The following is an 18,350-nucleotide window of genomic DNA, read 5'->3' as shown; positions in this document are numbered from 1 at the left end:
CAGTTATTCAAAGGTAAGTTTGTTGGTGGGGTCGCCCTCATTCACCATTTGTTCCAGAATTGATTTTTCTTTTTCCAAAGGCAAGCGCCCTGTCATGCTTGCTTTTCCCACCATGGTTCCATGCTGATTGGTGAAAACGGCCTCGGCTTCTGCACGGCCGTTTTCCTGGATATCGGTGATGGTGACCCGGCACTCTACGGTGTCGTTAAAATACACCGGACCTATAAATTTAAAATTCATCCCCGTGGCCAGCCATCCCACCTGTCCACCGAATTCGCAGATCATGCCGCCAATGAGAAGTCCATGGCAGATGAGACCTTTAAACCTTTTGGTGTCGGTCCATCGGGTATCGTAGTGTACAGGATTATAGTCCCGGGTGAGGTCGCCAAAGGACATAGTTTCAGCTTCTGTGAATGTCCTTGTATAGGTGAATTCATCGTTTGGTTTAAGCCCGTTTATGGCCTTTTTTCGCATTGGATGTATCATTGTATGAAAATAACTTGTGTGAATTAAGAAATCAAGAGTGAAAAATTGCAAATGAGTAAATTGGGGCATGCATTCCGAAAAAGTTTTGACTATTTTTAAATTGATGTCAAAATATTTTGTATGAAAATATGGCTGACAATATTTGAATATATGTACACCTTAGGAGGGTTTTACAATGTGAATTAAGGCATAATAGTTGCTTAATTTAGGTATGACCTGCTGGATAACATCAATATGGGGGAAAATTATGCAAAAAATGTTTCTTGTTTTTTCAGTCCTGATGGTAATGGCGATTGGTCTTCTAAACCAAGTATCACATGGATATTGTTCTGACGATAATGTCCTTTTCATTTTGGATTGTTCAGGGTCCATGTGGGGGCGAGTGGAAGGAAAACCTAAAATTGTTATCGCAAAAACGCTTTTGAAAGAACTTGTATCAACCTTACCATCCCACATGAATATGGGTTTGATGGCTTATGGTCATAGTCGTAAAGGAGACTGTAGTGATATTGCCATGGTGTCTGATATGGATGGATCTTGTGAAAAATTAGATGCTGCACTTTCTCATCTTATTCCCAAGGGGAAAACCCCCATTGCCGAAGCCCTTGAAAAGGGTGTGGCGGTTTTATCCAGACTTGAAAATCCGGGAACGGTGGTACTGATCAGTGACGGAATGGAGACGTGTGGGGGGACCCCCTGTGAATTGGTCAATAGTTTCAGGGAAAAGGGTATTGCTCTTACCGTTCATGTCATTGGTTTCCAGGTGGGGGGAGAAACTGAAAATCAACTGCAATGCATAGCAAATGCAGGAAATGGAGGGTATTTTTCAGCGAAAAACACCACAGAATTAAGAGCGTCGCTTGAGCAGATAAAGGGCTCTGTGTTGGAACATTCACCACTTCCCAAACCGCCGGAACCGGCACAGATAACAATAAAAGAAGCTAAATCTAAACGTCTGAAACTACCAGGACCCGGAACGGTCATTTTAAAGCCAGCGGATTGGGTATCCATGCCTCCGAAATACTGGGCCTTGATTGATGCAGAAACAGGGCAAAACATTGCCAGGTCAAACAAAGAGAGCCTTCGGGTTAAACCTGGAGAATACCAGGTGATGTGGCGTCAGAGTGAACACGGACATAGTGATACGAATTTAACTTCCACTGTTACGGTCAATAGTCGACAAAAAGTATTTTTACCTTTGGATACCGGTATTCGACTTAATCTTCCAGAAGGCATTAAAACCCCGAAATGGTGGGCACTTTCCCAGGTAAACGGTGGGGCAGTGGTGGCCAGATTCTCTCAAACCCTTTCTCCCCAAGTGGTACCTGCCGGAGAATATGATTTGCTGTGGCGTCAGAGTGAGCATGGATCACAAACGGTGAACATGGGTGCAGTAAATCTGGAAGCTGGCAGGCTGAATGATGTTCTTCTGGATATGGGGGTTCATGTTGTCCGGGCAGAGTGGCTTGAATCGTCCTTCAAAAAAATGTCCGTGTTCAATGAAGCGAATCAACTGGTAGGACAGTGGCGTCATGAGGATGCTTCGCTTCTTCCCCAGGGAGATTATCGTCTGATCATCAGGCCCACGGAGCATCATCACAGTGACGTGATATGGGGAAAATTTAAAGTACTGGAACACGGTTTTACAACGGTTTCCATTGATTCGGGAATCAAATTTATTTATACACCGGATACACCTGCACCCTATGCTATTATATTTGTGAATTTAAAATCAAATGATGAAATCACAATGAAAGAGACATGGGCTCCTCAGCCCTTGCCCCCTGGGAAATATCGATTGGATTGGTGGGAAGATCAGCACAATGCCACAAGGCAGACTTTGATTGATTCTTTTGAAATCCCTCCCCATACGATGATAGAGATGGAAATTTAGTTTCGCAATGTAAAAAAAATATATGGAATACTCCGCAAACCAGGGGCATAATATCATTTTCAATATTCGTTGTGTCCGTCAGGACATGCCCGTTATATGAAATACTCCGCAAATCCGGGGAGTATTTCAAGTTTTGTTGTGGGCGGAACGGGATCAGAATACGGTCCGCCCGTGGCGGTTATATGAAGATAAATTATTTAACCAGGAATTGAACTCGATCTGTTATAATTTTATTTTTTCCAGGTAATTTTTCGTGTCCTGTGGAGCGGCGCATGGCAATTTCAAGGACATGTCTGCCCGGTTGAATCTGCCAGTTAAATTGAGATCCGGTTATGGTAAGTGGCCGGCCGTCCAGACACCAGGCAAGGGCATCATTTGGTCCTGTTCCTGCCACCTGGCATGCCAGCACCTCACGGTCATCCGGGATTCTGGGGTCCATGGCCAGGCACATGCCGTTTAACGGTTGAATAAACCTGAAGGGTTCTGATCCTGATGAACGGTCCTGTTCGGGCTTTTCACGTTTTATGGGGGGGGCCATGGCCAGTGGCATCTCCTTTACAGGCGCACTGCCCGGGATGAACCATTCTGTTCTTACAGACCTGTTCTCACTGGATTTTGATAAAACATTTTTTCCAGGACCAGGGGGCATGGGATCAATGGAAATCTCCTGTTGCACAAGCCGTGGACTCATGTAAAGGGGCCGGGTATCTTTCATCTGATTTAGCCTTGCAAAGATGCTTCTGAGTACAAAGGCAGGCCCCCGGGAGCCGGTCATCCCCCTGGTGGCACTGCCATTAAGGTTGCCCATCCACACCCCCACCGTGAAATTGCAGTTATATCCCATGGCCCAGGCATCTTTGTAATCGCTGGAAGTGCCTGTTTTCACCGCCGTCTGAACGGGAAAATTTAACAGACCTCCCCGGCCGAATTCCAATGTTCTGGCCCCGGCATCGGACAATATGTGTCCCATGAGGGAGGTTACTTCCTTTGAAAAAATTTGTTCATTGTGCTGCACGGGTCTGCCTGAAACTGTACGAAGGGCGATGAATCTGCCTTGGTTGGCCAGCACCGTGTATGCCTGGATCAGTTCATACAGTGAGACCTCGCCATTGCCCAGGGCCAGGCCGTCTCCGTAAAAATCCGGATGCTGATTCAAGGTGGTGAATCCCAGGGAGCGGAGCCGGATGAGATATTTTTTTACCCCCACAAACTGAATGGCACGCACCGCAGGGATGTTTAATGAGTTACCAAGGGCATTGCGCAATGTCACCGGTCCGTAGTGGTGCCCACTGTAATTATGGTAGGCATGAACCCCCATGCCCACCCTGGCGGCCAGGGGACTGTCCCGGATCAGGGTGGCAGCAGTCCATCCCTTTTCCAGGGCCATGGCATAGACAAAGGGCTTCATGGCAGAGCCGGGCTGTCGCAGGGCCGTGGCTGCATTGATGGCCTGTCCATGGGTTTTTATTTTTTGTGGCTTGGGATATTCAGCTGTTGCAGGCTGCTGCTGATTTTTATTTGAACGGGGCCGGGAGAAGTGGTCCGTCCGGTGATGCTTTCCTTTGTCCGCTCCCACGGCCCAGGCCAGGATTTCGCCGGTGGCGTGATCCACCACCAGGGCGGCCCCATTGTGAACCTTTTTGTCCCGGTGGGATGCCAGGTTTGTATCCAGAAGGGTCTGTACCTGTTTTTGGAGGCCGCCGTCCAGGGTGGTGTGTATTTTTTCAGGGTATATTCCGTTATTGGAATGGTGATGATTTAAAACAAACCGGACAAAATGCGGTGCGTTAATGGCCAATGCCGGGCGTTTCAGTTCAAAGGCTTGTGTTGCAATGGTCCGGCATTGGCTGGGGGTTAAAATTTTTTGCTTTTCCATTGCCGTGGCAAGGGTTTTTAACGGGGCCTTTATTCGTCCGGGATGGCGGTAAAGATCATAATAATCCGGGGCTCTCACCAAAACAGCCAGGGCCATGCTTTCTTTAAGGTTCAGGGAGTCCACATCCCGGTCAAAATAAAACCGGGCTGCCTGGGCAACCCCTCGCCGATGGGAAGCATAGGGTACCTGGTTGAGATAGAAGCACAAGATCTCCAGCTTGGTGTTGGTTTTTTCCAGTTGCCGGGCCTCAAATCCTTCAATCCAGCGGGACCAGACAGTTCTGGGCCTGGGATGAATCAAACGCACCACCTGTTCGGTGATGGTGCTGGCCCCCCGCACGGCCCTGCCGGCTGTTATGTTCTGGAACAGGGCATGGCAACGGGCCAGCCAGTCCACCCCACCATGATCATAAAACCGCCTGTCTTCGGAAAAGATAAACGCCTTTTGAAGAAAAGAGGGCATATCGTGCAATGGTTTTTGGTCATGGAAATTCCAGGTTCCGGTATAGGTGGTGGTCAAGGCAATGCCGTGGCGATCCACAAGCCGGGGCTTTTTTATTACCCCGGTCACATGGGACAAAGAGCGGGGCAGGGGTTTTATGTCCATGCAGGTCTTTACCCCCAACCCAATCATGGCAATCCCCGCGATTAACAGGAAGGCAAAGATAAATATATTTTTTCTGGATATGGAATTTATCATTTTTCCACAATAAGGGTTTTTTCCACACTCTTTCCAAATACATCCGGATCATACATCTCCAGAATATGGGCGGGCAGGGCCGCAAAATTGCCCCGGGCAATGGCCTGGGCTGTATAGGAGAGCACATAATTGCCCGGAGGCAGGCGATCTGCATAATATCGTACCCCGTCATGGTTCATTTCCCGGTGGTAAAAATACCACTGGGACACAGAATAACGATCCCGGAAGGCTTTGTCATGCCATCTGGAACCTTTGGGAGGCCATGGGGTATCTTCCGGGGAAGTGGCATTATCTCTGTGGATTACTCCTGTTTTTCCGGCATCCACCTTGGAAGCCGTGGCAAGATCCCGGTTCACCGCCTCCAACCCCCCGGGCAGGGGATCATCCACCACAACAAAATTTCCAGCCCCCGGCAGGGATATGAACAGATCCACACGCACCAGTTCGCCCTGGAGAATTTCAAGGGGATCTGTTAACAGCTGCCATTTCCCTTCCCGTTCCACACTGATTTCCTTGTGGATTTCCATACCTGCATTAATGGCATGGGGTGATTTTTCCCGGGATACATAGTTCACGGCAGCTTTGTAATAAAGGGTGCCGGGGCCGATTTTCCGGATGACAAGGTCATCACTTTGTCCAGGGTTCTGGTCGTTAACCGGGCGCTCAAGGGTGATGGCCGGGGCATTGATATCCTTGAAACGATTTTTTCCCATCAGGGTTTCATTCAGATGGGCCAGAATTTCCATGTCCGGGGTTTTATTTTCAAAGGCCCGGGCATAGTCAATGAGGCCGTTGGTGCAGAAAATATTATCCTGGGTGTTGTACCAGGTGCCTGAAGCTTGCCGGGTCTGGGTGATGGTGCGCACCAGCTTCAGGGGCAGATCTTTTATCTCCTTTTGCCGATGATATGTGTTGGCATAGGCAATCATGGCCGACAGCACCGCGCCCTGGGTCCGGGCCGATGATTCCAATAGCAGCGCATTGACCTTGTCCAGGGTTTCATTGAATCGGATTTTTCCGGCACTCTGCACAGACTGGGATAACATCATCTCCCAGGTGCGTTTGGCAATGGATTCTGTACCGTTTATCCGGGTGGCTGCCATGAGAAACTGGGCCTTGCCAAACAGGCTCATGCGTTTTACATGGGATTCATACCGCCGGATGTCCGCCGGGATGAGTTTTCCCTCCCGGGCCAGGGCAGACAGGGCAACGGCCCGCACCGTGGCGGCCATGCCCTTGGTGTAAAAATCAGGCAGCATACTTTGCCTTAAAAAGGTTAACAAATAGTCATGGAGCCGGGTTTCCACGGATTGGGGCGGTTGATATCCTTGGGCTTTAAGCCAGCCAAATGCCAGGGCTGTGTAAGCGGACAGATAGGGGCTGACCCGACTATCCTCGGGTTTAAAATAGGCCATGCCACCGTTGGGTGCCTGGAAGGAGGGGGCCTGGGCCAGCATTTTTTCCGGTACATTTGCGGCATCCTTCCATGTGATCCGTTGTTTCAGACGATTTTCCATGGCCTTATAATGACCGGCCATCACGGCCCGGGTGAGTTTTTGTTCCCAGCAGGTGTAAACATAATCCCGCATATAGGTAAATGCGCCATCCACATTGTCAAGCAGGGTGGGGGAGAGAACCAGCTGAGTGTTTCCGGTGCGGGGGGCCATGTTTTTTGGATATTGTATGGGGATGGTCACCGGGCTGTTGTCCATGACCATGCCGTGGGTGGCACTGGTGGTACTATTTTGTTTGGGGTTCACCTTGAGTTTGTGGATGATACCGTCTGCATCCACATCATCCCGGGCCGTTACCCTGAATTCCAGGGAACCCGGGGTAACCGTCTTCACCGGAAGGTAGACCATTTTACGCTTATAAGGGGGCAGGTGAATGGTCTTTTTTGTGGCGGTTTTGTATGTATTTGCCTTTTCATTACCATCATCCCCGGTGTTATTGTGGTTGATGTGCTCATTTCCGGAAAGATCTTTTTTAAAGCTGTTCTCACTGCTTACAGAAATGGACACCACAAGATTCCGATCCTCTGGGGTGCGGTTCATGACGCTGAACCCTGCCTGGAAGGTATCGCCGGAGGTGACCTGATTGGGCATCACAGGACGCACCTCTGTGGGACGGTTCACCTTGAACTGACCTTCTCCCAGGCCCATGATGTCATTCGGGGTGACAGCCATGGCAAAAATGCGCCAGCCGGTAAGATTGTCCGGTATGGTAAAGGTTGCCCGGGCATGGCCTTTGTCATCGGCGGTGAGGCTTGGGTTCCAATAGCTCACAAATTTAAAAAAGGATCTCATGCCAATACCGCTGCCACCGCCGTCCCCTCCGACATTGGCTCCCTTTGCCTCAAACATGCGGCGGCCCACAATGTTGGTTAAAAGACTGTAGTTATTCACATCCAGCCCATTCAGTGTGTAAAAACCTTTGCGGACATCAAAATGGGCGCTGCCGCCGGCAATAAGGTCAAATACAGCCTCATCCAGAACGGCAACGGCAAATTCCACCGGTGTATTTTCCCGGGTGTCCGGCAGTTGGGCATTGATATCAATGGTCACCGTATTGCCGGGCTTATAAACCTTTTGGTGGGTGGCCACGGTTACTTTCATGCCTTTGCCAGGATCAATGACCCGTGTTTCCACATACCCTGTGCGAAAGGCGGGTTTTCCAAGATCCACCTGGTTTTTTCCCAATGGTTTGGCCACCCGGGGGGAGAGAATGGTGGCAGAGAGAAAAAAGCCGGGCTGAAGTGCTTTTGACACCGGAACTTCAATCAGCTCTGTGGCGGTGTCCATGGTTTGCACCCATTGTTTCAGGATGCCGTATCGTTCCAGGGTGATCAGGGCCTGGGCCCCGGGAAATGGATTTTTAATGAAATATTGGGCCGTTTCTCCCAGTTTTACGGTCTCTTTTTCCGGGATAATCTGCAATCGATAATCGGTGGGTTCCTGCCATACCACATGGCCCCGGCCCGTTACCCAGGTGGTGATGCCGGAACTGTGCTGCCTTCCCTGGGTATCGGCCACCATGGCCGTTATGCGATAATCCCCCGGGGTCTGGGGGGTAAATGAGAAGGGTTGTGGTTTGCCGGTGGCTGTTAATTCCATGTTATGGGTGGTGATCCACCGGTGAAGATATTGGGTAAGATAGGCATTGCCTGCCCCTTTTACCCGGGTGGCTTTGGTTTCCAGGCGCTGGACCCGGATGTTTATTTTGGTTCCGCTCACAGGATGACCCCGGTCATTCACCACAAGGGTTTCCATGGTGGCCGGTTCATTGGCATCATACACCCATTTGGAGCTTTTAAGACCCACAAACCGGTCCCTGCCAAGATAAGGGGCCGTGGTGGCGGCTGCCACAAATTTTCCCCGGTCATCCTGCACCGCACTTTCCACGGTGAGGGTTCCGTATGCCACATTGGGCTGATCCAGTTGAATGGTATTTTCCAGGGTGCCCCGGTTGTTGAGAATATCGGTTTTTTCCAGAAGAGGCACCATGCCAAGGGAAGGAAATCCACCGCCGTTTTTTTCATCATCATCCTTAAACGGCTTGTAAAATGAAAATTTTTGGGCCACAGGGTGGGAAGAGCGAAATATTTTTTCCTTAAGTTGAATGACAACCCGGGCATTGGCATCAATGTAGGGACCACCGGCATGGAGGGTTGCCCGGGAGGTCACGGTGAGGCCATCCCTCATTTTAAAGGCATTGCCGTTGAGTTCTGTGGTGACCTTGAACGGGGATGGGGTAAAATCACTGACCAGCACCCGCAGGGGCGTCCAGCGTTGTTGGGTAAATTTTGCAGACAGTTCAAACCGGTACCATCCCACGCTGCCGTTTTGGGGCACGGTATATTCGCCATGGATGGCACCAAACCGGGACAGGGTGACATGTTCCCGGGTGAGCACGGTTTTACCGGAAGGATCAATAAGGGTCAGGGTATAGTCGCTTTTGGGCGGTGTAATCAACCGGGTATTGTCCTGGTCCCGGACATAAATTTTGTACTGCATGGTATCCCCGGCCCGGTAGATTCCCTGGGCTGTGGTGCCCCAGGTATTGATGTGACCGTGACGGATTGCCATGCGCGAATCAAAGGCCTCTCCTGACACCTGCCAGGTGTCAATGTTGAAACGATTGTTCAGGGGCAGCAGGGCCATGTCGTTGTTTTGTTCCACCCTTACAAAAAGCCGGTGATCATTTCCTTGTTCCCACCATCGGTTAAAGGTGGTTCGATCCGGGTCCAGGGTGACTATGCCGGGCAGCAGGGCAATGCCGCTGTCATTGGTTATTTCCCGGGCCAGGGGGCCGGTGTTGCGGGTGAGGTTTTTTATGTCATCTTTATGGATACTCACCCTTGCCCCGGGCACGGGCAAACCTGTGGCAAGGTTGGTGACCCACACCAATGAGTTAAAATGACCGATTTTGGCATGGACCTGCCAGGGGGTCACCTGGGCAAAAAAATGTTGTTCAGACTTATGTTTTTTTACGGCAGGGATTGTATCTTTTATCCTTCCATACACAGCTCCGGTGCGGCCATCCAGCATTTCCCGGACCCCCATGGGGGTGTGATAGGTGATATCCCGGGCCATGAGATGATTTTTGGTAAGGGTACCGGATGGGTTATCAGTGGATGATGCTTTGGGGTGGGTGCCTTTTTCAACATTTGTCTGATGGGAAGGTGAATCTTCATGGTCTGTTTGGGCTGTGATGGTCTGGAAAGAAAATTTAATGCTTTCCATGTTGGTCACTGCCATGGGCAACCGGGAATCGAGATCTTTTTCCAGAACGCCGGTGGGGTGCAGCAGCTGATAATTGGGTTTGCGGTGGTCGGTGAAAAAGGTAAAGTTGATGGATTTTGATAAGGATCTGCCAAAGGCATCTCTTATGCCGTTTTTTGTCTCTTTTAAGTGATAGCGATGCCATGGGGTGAGATCATCGGGTAGTGAAATTGAATATTGGGCATTTTTATGGTGCCGGGTTCTCAGAAGTGATCCTGTGTAGTTGTTGGCCCAGGGATCATAATCTTCACGATTTCCGGCCAGGTCCGGGGTGATAATTACTTGATCCCTGATCTCCTGAAAAGCCACAGGAGCGGTAAAGACAAGCTCTGTGTAAGTGTCGGGATTTGCAAGGGGATGTATGCCAGGTGGAGGGGTATCCCCCGGCGGGGTTGAATTTGAAATGTCTTTAAACTGATCCGGGGTGATAAGAATGGGTTTTTCCCCCCGTAGCGTGTAGCAGCGCAATCCCAGAAATTGAAATTCCGGAAAGGTATGAAATTTCACCACCACTCTTTTTTCTGTGCCCGGTTCCGATCCCCGGGTGGAGACAATACCGGGAGATACCCACACCACCATGGGCGTATCCATGGGCAGCTCCGTTGCCGGGCTGATCCACCAGATACGACCGGATCTGTTTTTGGGGTGGGGTTCTACCCGCACAGGTGACATCTCTTTACCATCGGTTTTCCGGATCAATTTTATGCATGCTTTTACAGAGTCCGGGGTGACAGGCAGATTAAAATGCAGGCCCATCACCGGGGTTCCAGGGGAGCGCCAGGTCTGGAAGTTCACCCAGGAGATCCGGGGGCGTTGGGTGGTAAAGGTATGGGTGACAGAATCTGTCAATGTTGAACCGTCCAGGGCCGTGATGCCGGGATTTATGACAAGGGTGTACCGGGTGGCAGGCTCCAGGGTCTGGGATTCATCCAGCTGCAGGGCCAGGGCCGACGTGTCCAGCCATCGCCATTGACCTTTCACATCAGGGGTGATGGTGACGGGTATCTCATCTTTGGAGCGTTCCATGGCTCCCAGGGGCACCATATCCCGGTCAAACTGGATTACAATCTGGCGCTGGGACGGGACATTGTCTCCCCCCGGGGTGATATTGGATATTTGTAAAGGGCCGGCCTTGCCCGTGGCAGGCATGAGGAGTGTTATCAACATAATAATTGACAGCATGGTTAAGGCATATTTTTTTTGCATGGAACCTCCAGCAGATATTGAAAAAATTTTGACCTTGACATGTATGAATTGCTTGACTAAAAAGTATCAATAGAAATGAGAATTAGCCCATAAATAACAATCATAAACGCATGGTAACGGGTTGGAAATTATTTGGTTCAAGGAAAATTAATTCTCTTATTTTGGCATTTCCTGCATGTTTAAATACCAGAGATTTGTGGCCGGTTACAATCAAAAAGGAATTAGATGATGCAAAATTTTTTGTTTGTTCTCAGTAAAGATGACAACGAAGCTGCCACAAGATGTTTTCAGTTTGCCAAAATTGCCCATTCAAAGGGACACCATGTGGATATGTTTTTCATTGATGAGGGGGTTATGTGGGCCAATAACGATAGAGACTTGAGCATCAAAACGGTTACAGGGGACTGTCCGGCAGATTATCTTCCCTATCTGGTGGAAAACGAAGTAACCACGGGTATCTGTACCCCTTGTGCCAAAAATCGTAAACTTGATGAAGCTTCTTTTTTCAGTAATATGCAGCTGGATGGCGGCCCCCATCTCATTGATATGGCAGCCGAGGCAAAGGTGTTTAACTTTTAATTAATACCTGAGTTTTTCGGGGCTTGGTCATAAGCTGGGCCACGTTATGACCAAGCCCTTTTTTTTATTTCAGCGGTCCATGTTCAGCAGGGGAAAAATGACTTTCAGAGAGAATTATCCCAAACCCTGTGACCCGTCTTTTAAAAAATGACCTTGAACTTCTTTCTTCCCTGGATTCGGTAAATTGAGAAATTTCGATCTATGGTGAAGAGGAACAGGTTATTCTTGTTTTGTCCTTCCCCCTCGGATAAACCCATATCCAGCTCCGATAAACCCGCCAGCCAGATGGCTGAATTGGGAAATCTGGTCCACTTTTAGTATGGAAAGCACTTCGCTGCCAATGTAAAGTATGGAAATAAGGATGAATGTCAAAGGGATTTCCCCTGATCGGATATTGGAAAATGAACTCAAGAGGATCAGCATAAAGGCAATGCCGCTGCCGCCAATAAGGGAGGTGGAAAATAAAACTGCATTTAATAGAGCTGTGGCAATGGCAGTGATGAAAATCATTTCCAATAGTGTGATAGAACCGTATTTTTCTTCAAGCAAAGGACCCACAAGAAGGATAATCATGAAATTTCCCATGAGATGGGACCAACTGCCATGGGCTGCGATATAAGAGAGTAATCTGAAATAAAAATAGGGGTTGAAAAGGGATAAGTGTGCAGGGGATGAAAAATATCCAGCCAGCAGTCCGTTACCGGAAAAGGCCAGAATAGATATGGACAAAATAGAATAAGTCAAAATAACCGGGGCATTGTATTTTATTTTCATTGGGGATCTCTTGATCTCTTGATCTCTTGATGGTGAGAGTTTGCCCATTCATCACGGACAGGGCCATTGTATTCAATGTCTACAAAAAGAGCTATCAATTTTTTTATAGAAAACCGGCAAGAAAACCCCTGAGTCTTTAGCTCAGGGGATGAATTGCCGGACTCGCTAACCCTGAGATTCAATATATTTCCTTACGGCATCAATGGAAGCATTTCCGATTGAGCAACAAAAATAATGTGATAAATAATCAAAAACTTTGAATGATTTTTTCGTTGATAATCCATAAGTCTTTTGTTGTATTTTAAAATTCCATTCTTACATTTAGCCATAACAACTTGAAATTACTAATAAAAATTCTCATTTTTGCGAAACATAAAACTTGTCGTATTTTGAATAAATTCAACGAGATACATACATTAATGTTTTTTGATGAAAAATGGTTTTAACGTGCTTAATATTTTTCACAACCGTCTTAACACCATTTGTGATTTTCAAATAAGTACCTTTGTTTTGGACACCCACTGCCTTATAAATAGAACCATCAAACTCAACGATGTCATGGGGCCGGATACTGTATCTCTGCCTTCGGACTTGACGTCTTCCCTTGGACTTTTTCAAGCCACGGTACTTCCGTAAATTTTCACCATTCAAGTTCTTGTTTCGAGTTCTTCGCCCATTATTAAGATCATTGCCGGAAACTATTTTGTTTGTTCGGATATCAAGGACCTTTGCATCATAGAATTTTTCAAGGCATCTATTGTTCTTACGTTTTTGTTGAAAGAACACAGGGATTGCCCTTGTTTGATGTTGGCCATTTGCTATACAAAAAGCATCATTAAAATGGGTCTTGGGAAGATCCAGTCTTATCCGATTATGTTTTGTAATATGTCCATATGTATGATCGCATTGTAAAGCATTAACAAGTTTCCAGCGTATCATGGACATAAAGGTTGCAGGTTTGAATGTTTTAACTTTGGGTTCCCATCCATACAAAGAGCCATTCTTTTTGTGCCTTGGAGCTGTATGGCATTTAGTGCATAGCGTTATGAGATTCCCGGGCCTGTTTGTTCGATCCTTTTTCCAGAATCCGATATGATGAACTTCCAGGATCGGACTTTTTGCTTTGTTTTTACAGTCCAGATGCTGACATTTATGATTATCCCGATGCAAAATATATTCACGCAAATTCCAAAATCCGAGTTGTTCACCTTCTTGATACTCTTTACCTTCAATCTCGCCATTGGCTTTAATTTTTTGAATATCAAAAGCTGCTACTTCAATTATGGTTTCAGTTATTGGCATTATTGACTGTAATCGGTGAATAAATTTGATATGGGTATCAAGCTTATGCTGAATACTGGGAGCCAACCACCCTTCCGGCTTGTTTTGTTTCTCAAACCTGGCTTTACGGTATCTAAGTCTGGATCTTCTTTGTCTGCGGTAAATGCGCCTTTTGTTATTTCTTTCAACCTGACCTTTCAGCAACTCGATTTCACAGGCGAACAACTCCTTTGTGCTATCAATCACTGAAAAGCCAATGGTGGCATACCCTGCATCCACCCCCAATGTTAAATCTTGTCTGGATTCTCCGGTGGCAATACATAATTGAATAGTGAAAGGTCGATAGCTGTCAATTTTAGCTTTCCCATGAGCTATCAATACCCTTGCTTTCCGTGGGGAAGTTGGCATTAAAGCCTCCCCTCTCATGTTTTTAACAAATACGTGCAAATTAAATCCTTGTGTTAGAATTTGGCAGAGACTCTCAAGTCCTGCCCTCACATACGTGAGTGATCCACTTCGCCAATGTTACAACGGGTTTACAATATCAGCATCACTTCTCCTACCCTCAGAGATGTTTAAACACTGATCTCAGAGCCTTCGGCGTGTGGAGTGCCTTGGGATGACTATATATTCCAATGTAACGTAGCCACCAAGTTTTCTGGGGCTTAGGCTAATCAACCGGGCTTACAAGTTGCCTTGCAAGCCCCTGAGTCTTTAGCTCAGGGGTTGTTGACGTCGTTTTTGTCATTGATTTTACATGATCAAGCTAACGGCAATACTGCACATGATAAGACCAATGATGGTATCCAGAATTCTCCAGGCCGTGGGGTTCTTAAAAACAGGTGCCAGCATCTGCCCGCAAAAACTCAAAGAAAAAAACCACAGAAAAGATGCCGATGCCGCACCCACCCCGAAAAAAAGACGACCCTGACCATTGAACTGTCCACCGATACTGCCGATCAAAAGCAAGGTGTCAATATAACAATGGGGATTGAGCCAGGTCACTGCCATGGTGGTGGCAATGGCAGTGCGAAGGCTGCACTTTTTTTGTTCTGCACTTAGCACATTGCCTTGTTTGGCTGACTGAAAAGACTTGAAACCATACCAGAACAGAAATGCCGCGCCCCCCCAGGCCCCTGCTGCTGCCAGCTTGGGAGAGGATGCAATCACGGTGCCCACACCGGAAATCCCAATGGTGATGAGCAGGGCATCGCAGATGCTGCACATGAGTGCAATGAGCAGATGATGATTTTTTCTGACCCCTTGAGAAAGCACAAAGGCATTTTGTGCCCCAATGGCCACAATCAATCCACCACTGACACCCATTCCCTGGAAAAACGGACCCCACATAATTTATCTCCTTATTGTTTTATTAATGTTGGAAATTGTCAATATTTCTGAGTTACACGTATGAACATGCAGACAAACACATAACGCGATATAGCACACGGTTTTAAATAAATAAAATTAATTGATTTAATTATGGATTAATTGTGCTAATAATTAGGGATGTTTGATTATAAACTTTTACAAGCATTTGAAGCTGTCATCAGGGAGGGCGGGTTTGACAAAGCCGCCAAAAGTATCCATTTAACCCAATCTGCTGTATCCCAGCGGGTAAAACTTCTTGAGGCGCACATGGGCCAGGTACTGCTCATGCGGACAACACCCCCCATGCCCACCCCGGCGGGGCAGCGCATATTAAAACATTTTCTCCAGGTAAAACAGCTGGAAAGTGATGTCACCCGGGAAATGAGCCCCGGTTCCAAGGAAAATCTTGTCTCCCTTGCCATTGCATTGAACGAAGATTCCCTTGCCACCTGGTTTTTGCCGTGTATTGCCCCGTTTTTGTCCCAACATTCTGTGGTCCTGGATTTACGGGTGGATGATCAGGACCAGACCCATCAATTTTTAGGCGACGGCCAGGTGCTCGGCTGCATCAGTTCCCGGTCGGAAGCGGTACAGGGTTGTAAAATTTCTTTCCTTGGAATCATGGACTACCGCCTGGTGGCCACTCCGGCATTTGCCAAAAAATGGTTTCCCCATGGTCTGGATCGGGAGCGCATGGACAAGGTCCCGGCGGTGATTTTCAACAGCAGGGATAAATTGCATACCACCATGTTATCTAAAATTTTTAAGGAAGATCATTTTCATATTTCAAGTCATTTTGTACCGTCCTCGGAACAATTTGCCTGGGCCATTGCATCGGGGTTTGGGTATGGGATGTTACCGGATCAACAAAGTTCTGAAATGCTGGATAAAGGGACCCTTGTGAACCTGTGCCCCCATGAACATGTTCGGGTGAGGCTTTACTGGCATCGCTGGAATATCTCTTCTCCCATGATTGAAGCCTTGACCCGGTGCCTGGAAAAAGGGCTTTCCACCAATAACTTTATTTTGGATAAATTATAATGAACAATACCATACAGACAATTTCTCTGACCCATCTCATGATCGCTTTTATTCCCGTTGCCGTGATTCTTGTCATTCTTTTCAAATGGTCTTTAAATACAAAGTCTGCATTTTATGCAGTGTCCCGGATGTTGGGCCAATTGTTGCTGGTGGGCTATTTTTTGACCTATATTTTTGACTCTGACAATGCCATGATTATTCTGATTATTTTAATGGTGATGCTGGTTTCATCCAGTTGGATAGCTCTAAGAATGGTCAAGACCCGGCGCCGGACCTTGTTTTATAATGCCTTTTTTGCCATTGCCCTGGGGGGTGGAACTGTTTTGTTTATTATTTCTCAATGGGTGTTAAACCTTGACCCCTGGTATTTTCCCCGCTATATGGTGCCCCTGGCAGGCATGATCTTTTCCAATTCCATGAACAGTGTCAGCCTTGCCGCAGAACGATTGTATGCAGAACTTAATCGTTCCGTCCCCCTTGCGGAGGCACGCAAAATAGCGCTTCAGGCAGCCTTGATCCCCATTGTGAATTCTTTGTTTGCCGTGGGTCTTGTGTCCATTCCCGGTATGATGACAGGGCAGATTTTGTCCGGGGTATCCCCCCTGATTGCAGCCCGGTATCAGATCATGGTGATGTGCATGATTTTTGGGGCTGCGGGTATTTCTGCGGCCTGTTTTCTTGGATTGGCAGGGGCGGGAGTTGTGGCGTCAAAGAAATGATTTTCCCTGAAGGCAACCGAGCCTCCTGAAACAGAGAGGCAGAAGGGCGGTACGAGAATTGAAATTGTGTGGAGAATTTGATGAATAAGCAAATAATATATGTTGGAGATCCGGTTTGTTCCTGGTGTTATGCCTTTACTGAAACCTTTGAGATGATCAAAAAAGAGTTCTGGGGGAAGGTTGGCTTTTCCTATTATATGGGCGGCCTTGTTATCAACAGGGATGTAAAAATAAATGCAGCCATGAAACGCCTGTTAAAGAAAAACTGGAAAGAGGTGGAATCAAAAACAGGTAAATATATAAAAGCCTTTGAAAAGATAGATGATGCCCGTGAAATGCCCTATATCTCAGATCCTGCATGCCGTGCCTTTATGTGTGTAAAGTCCATTGATGAAGAGCTGGCTTACTCCTTTTATAAGCGTGTGCATAAAGCTTTTTATGAAGAGTTAAAAGATATTGCCCATGAAACAACGCTTTGTGATATTGCTTGTGAAGTTGGCATTGAAGCATCCTTTTTCATTGAAAAATTCAGGCACAAAGACACCGAAGACCAGGTTTATAAAGGAATGGACAAGGTTGCAGATCTCGGGGTAAGGGCATTTCCTGCGCTTGTGGCCATGGATGAATCCGGTGCAAAGGTGTTGAACCAGGGAACAAGAGCCTGTGCGCCTTTAATGGCGCAGATACAGTCCTGGGTAAGAGGCGATATGTCCGCAGGGGAAATGCTGCCTGTACTGTGAAAAGAAAACCATGCCCGGAGTTTGAAAAAAACGGGGATGTTTGATTTACCGCTTAAGGAATGCAGAGCAGAGAGAATATGGATGTCTGGATTTCAAAAGCGGTAAATCAATAAGATCTTATTTCCTTATTGTTCTTGCTATTAATATGTAAATATTCGGGTTGGTTCTGTAAATGTTTTATTGGTTCAAAAATCGTGGGCCAAATTTTTACAGGTTAGCTCAGGTAAGGCTGCTGTAGAAATCATTGCCCTTGTCATCCACGATGATAAAGGCGGGAAAATCCTCCACAGTCATCATGAAAACCGCTTCCATGCCCAATTCTTCGTATTCCACCAATTCAACTTTTTTGATGAAATCCTTACCAAGACGGGCCGCAGGACCACCTGGAGAGCCCAGATAAAATCCACCATATTCCTTACACGCATCGGTGACCTGCCGGGACCGGTTGCCCTTGGCCAGCATGATCATGGACCCACCCTCTTTCTGAAAAATGGGCACATAGGGATCCATGCGACCGGCGGTGGTGGGACCAAAGGAGCCGGAGGCTTGGCCTTCCGGTGTTTTGGCTGGCCCGGCATAGTAGATGATATGATTTTTGATGTAATCGGGTAATCCCTTGCCGCTGTCCAGTCTCTCTTTGAACTTGGAATGGGCAATGTCCCGCCCCACAATGATCTTGCCGGTGAGTAACAGGCGTGTGGACACAGGATACTGACTCAGCTGGGCCCGGATCTCATCCATGGGCCGGTTAAGATCCACCCGCACAGCCTCGGCCATCTCAGGCTCTCCCTTGGGAAGATATTTTGCCGGATTTTCTTCCATCTGCTCCAGAAAAATCCCATCCCGGGTGATCTTGCCCTTGATTTGACGATCGGCACTGCAACTGACACCAATGCCCACAGG

12 protein-coding genes are annotated in these 18,350 nt (G+C 47.5%); 5 read left to right on the top strand and 7 right to left on the bottom strand.

The features are described from left to right. Positions 1-3: 3 nt before the first annotated feature. A complete protein-coding gene (locus tag B9A32_RS17950) occupies positions 4-486 on the bottom strand; it encodes a MaoC family dehydratase (RefSeq protein WP_084071375.1) in 483 nt (160 codons plus the stop codon). A 211-nt stretch (positions 487-697) separates the two neighbouring features. Between B9A32_RS17950 and B9A32_RS17945 the strand changes: the two genes are divergently transcribed. Beyond that, positions 698-2,380, top strand: coding sequence for a vWA domain-containing protein (locus B9A32_RS17945; protein ID WP_084071343.1), 1,683 nt, complete (start codon positions 698-700; stop codon positions 2,378-2,380). 193 nt (positions 2,381-2,573) lie between these two features. Here B9A32_RS17945 and B9A32_RS17940 read toward each other — a convergent pair whose 3' ends face one another. Both B9A32_RS17940 and B9A32_RS17935 read right to left on the bottom strand, forming a co-directional pair. Next, the gene (locus B9A32_RS17940; protein ID WP_084071342.1) at positions 2,574-4,955 is read right to left on the bottom strand and encodes a transglycosylase domain-containing protein; all 2,382 of its coding nucleotides are present in this window, start codon (positions 4,953-4,955) and stop codon (positions 2,574-2,576) included. After that, a complete protein-coding gene (locus B9A32_RS17935; protein WP_212638004.1) occupies positions 4,952-10,903 on the bottom strand; it encodes an Ig-like domain-containing alpha-2-macroglobulin family protein in 5,952 nt (1,983 codons plus the stop codon). Before B9A32_RS17935 ends, B9A32_RS17940 begins: the two co-directional genes overlap by 4 nt. Positions 10,904-11,167: 264 nt before the next feature. Here B9A32_RS17935 and B9A32_RS17930 point away from each other — a divergent pair, with 264 nt between their 5' ends. Beyond that, the gene (locus B9A32_RS17930) at positions 11,168-11,521 is read left to right on the top strand and encodes a DsrE family protein (protein WP_232367225.1); all 354 of its coding nucleotides are present in this window, start codon (positions 11,168-11,170) and stop codon (positions 11,519-11,521) included. 219 nt (positions 11,522-11,740) lie between these two features. Here B9A32_RS17930 and B9A32_RS17925 read toward each other — a convergent pair whose 3' ends face one another. The 3 genes from B9A32_RS17925 to B9A32_RS17910 form a co-directional block, all read right to left on the bottom strand. Beyond that, entirely contained in the window at positions 11,741-12,295 is a 555-nt protein-coding gene (locus B9A32_RS17925; RefSeq protein ID WP_084071339.1) for a rhomboid family intramembrane serine protease, read from the bottom strand. A gap of 399 nt (positions 12,296-12,694) precedes the next feature. Then, a complete protein-coding gene (gene iscB / locus B9A32_RS17915; protein WP_269749040.1) occupies positions 12,695-14,074 on the bottom strand; it encodes an RNA-guided endonuclease IscB in 1,380 nt (459 codons plus the stop codon). 255 nt (positions 14,075-14,329) lie between these two features. Beyond that, complete coding sequence (locus tag B9A32_RS17910; protein WP_084071336.1) at positions 14,330-14,926, bottom strand: LysE/ArgO family amino acid transporter; 597 nt, start codon at positions 14,924-14,926, stop codon at positions 14,330-14,332. 159 nt (positions 14,927-15,085) lie between these two features. Between B9A32_RS17910 and B9A32_RS17905 the strand changes: the two genes are divergently transcribed. From B9A32_RS17905 to B9A32_RS17895, 3 genes are all read left to right on the top strand, one after another. After that, positions 15,086-15,988, top strand: coding sequence for a LysR family transcriptional regulator ArgP (locus tag B9A32_RS17905; RefSeq protein WP_084071335.1), 903 nt, complete (start codon positions 15,086-15,088; stop codon positions 15,986-15,988). Further along, positions 15,988-16,707, top strand: a complete 720-nt coding sequence (locus B9A32_RS17900) for an ABC transporter permease (protein WP_084071334.1) — start codon at positions 15,988-15,990, stop codon at positions 16,705-16,707. Before B9A32_RS17905 ends, B9A32_RS17900 begins: the two co-directional genes overlap by 1 nt. Positions 16,708-16,787: 80 nt before the next feature. Next, a complete protein-coding gene (locus B9A32_RS17895) occupies positions 16,788-17,447 on the top strand; it encodes a DsbA family protein (protein ID WP_084071333.1) in 660 nt (219 codons plus the stop codon). Between the two features lie 219 nt (positions 17,448-17,666). On the opposite strand, the gene B9A32_RS17890 is transcribed toward B9A32_RS17895, so the two are convergent. After that, positions 17,667-18,350 (bottom strand): FumA C-terminus/TtdB family hydratase beta subunit (locus B9A32_RS17890; protein ID WP_170923893.1); only part of this gene is annotated, 684 nt, incomplete at its 5' end.

The sequence above is a fragment of the Desulfocicer vacuolatum DSM 3385 genome (assembly GCF_900176365.1).
Classification (GTDB): domain Bacteria; phylum Desulfobacterota; class Desulfobacteria; order Desulfobacterales; family Desulfobacteraceae; genus Desulfocicer; species Desulfocicer vacuolatum.
Note: the sequence above shows the minus strand (reverse complement) of the source record. Positions and strands in the feature narration are given on the sequence as shown.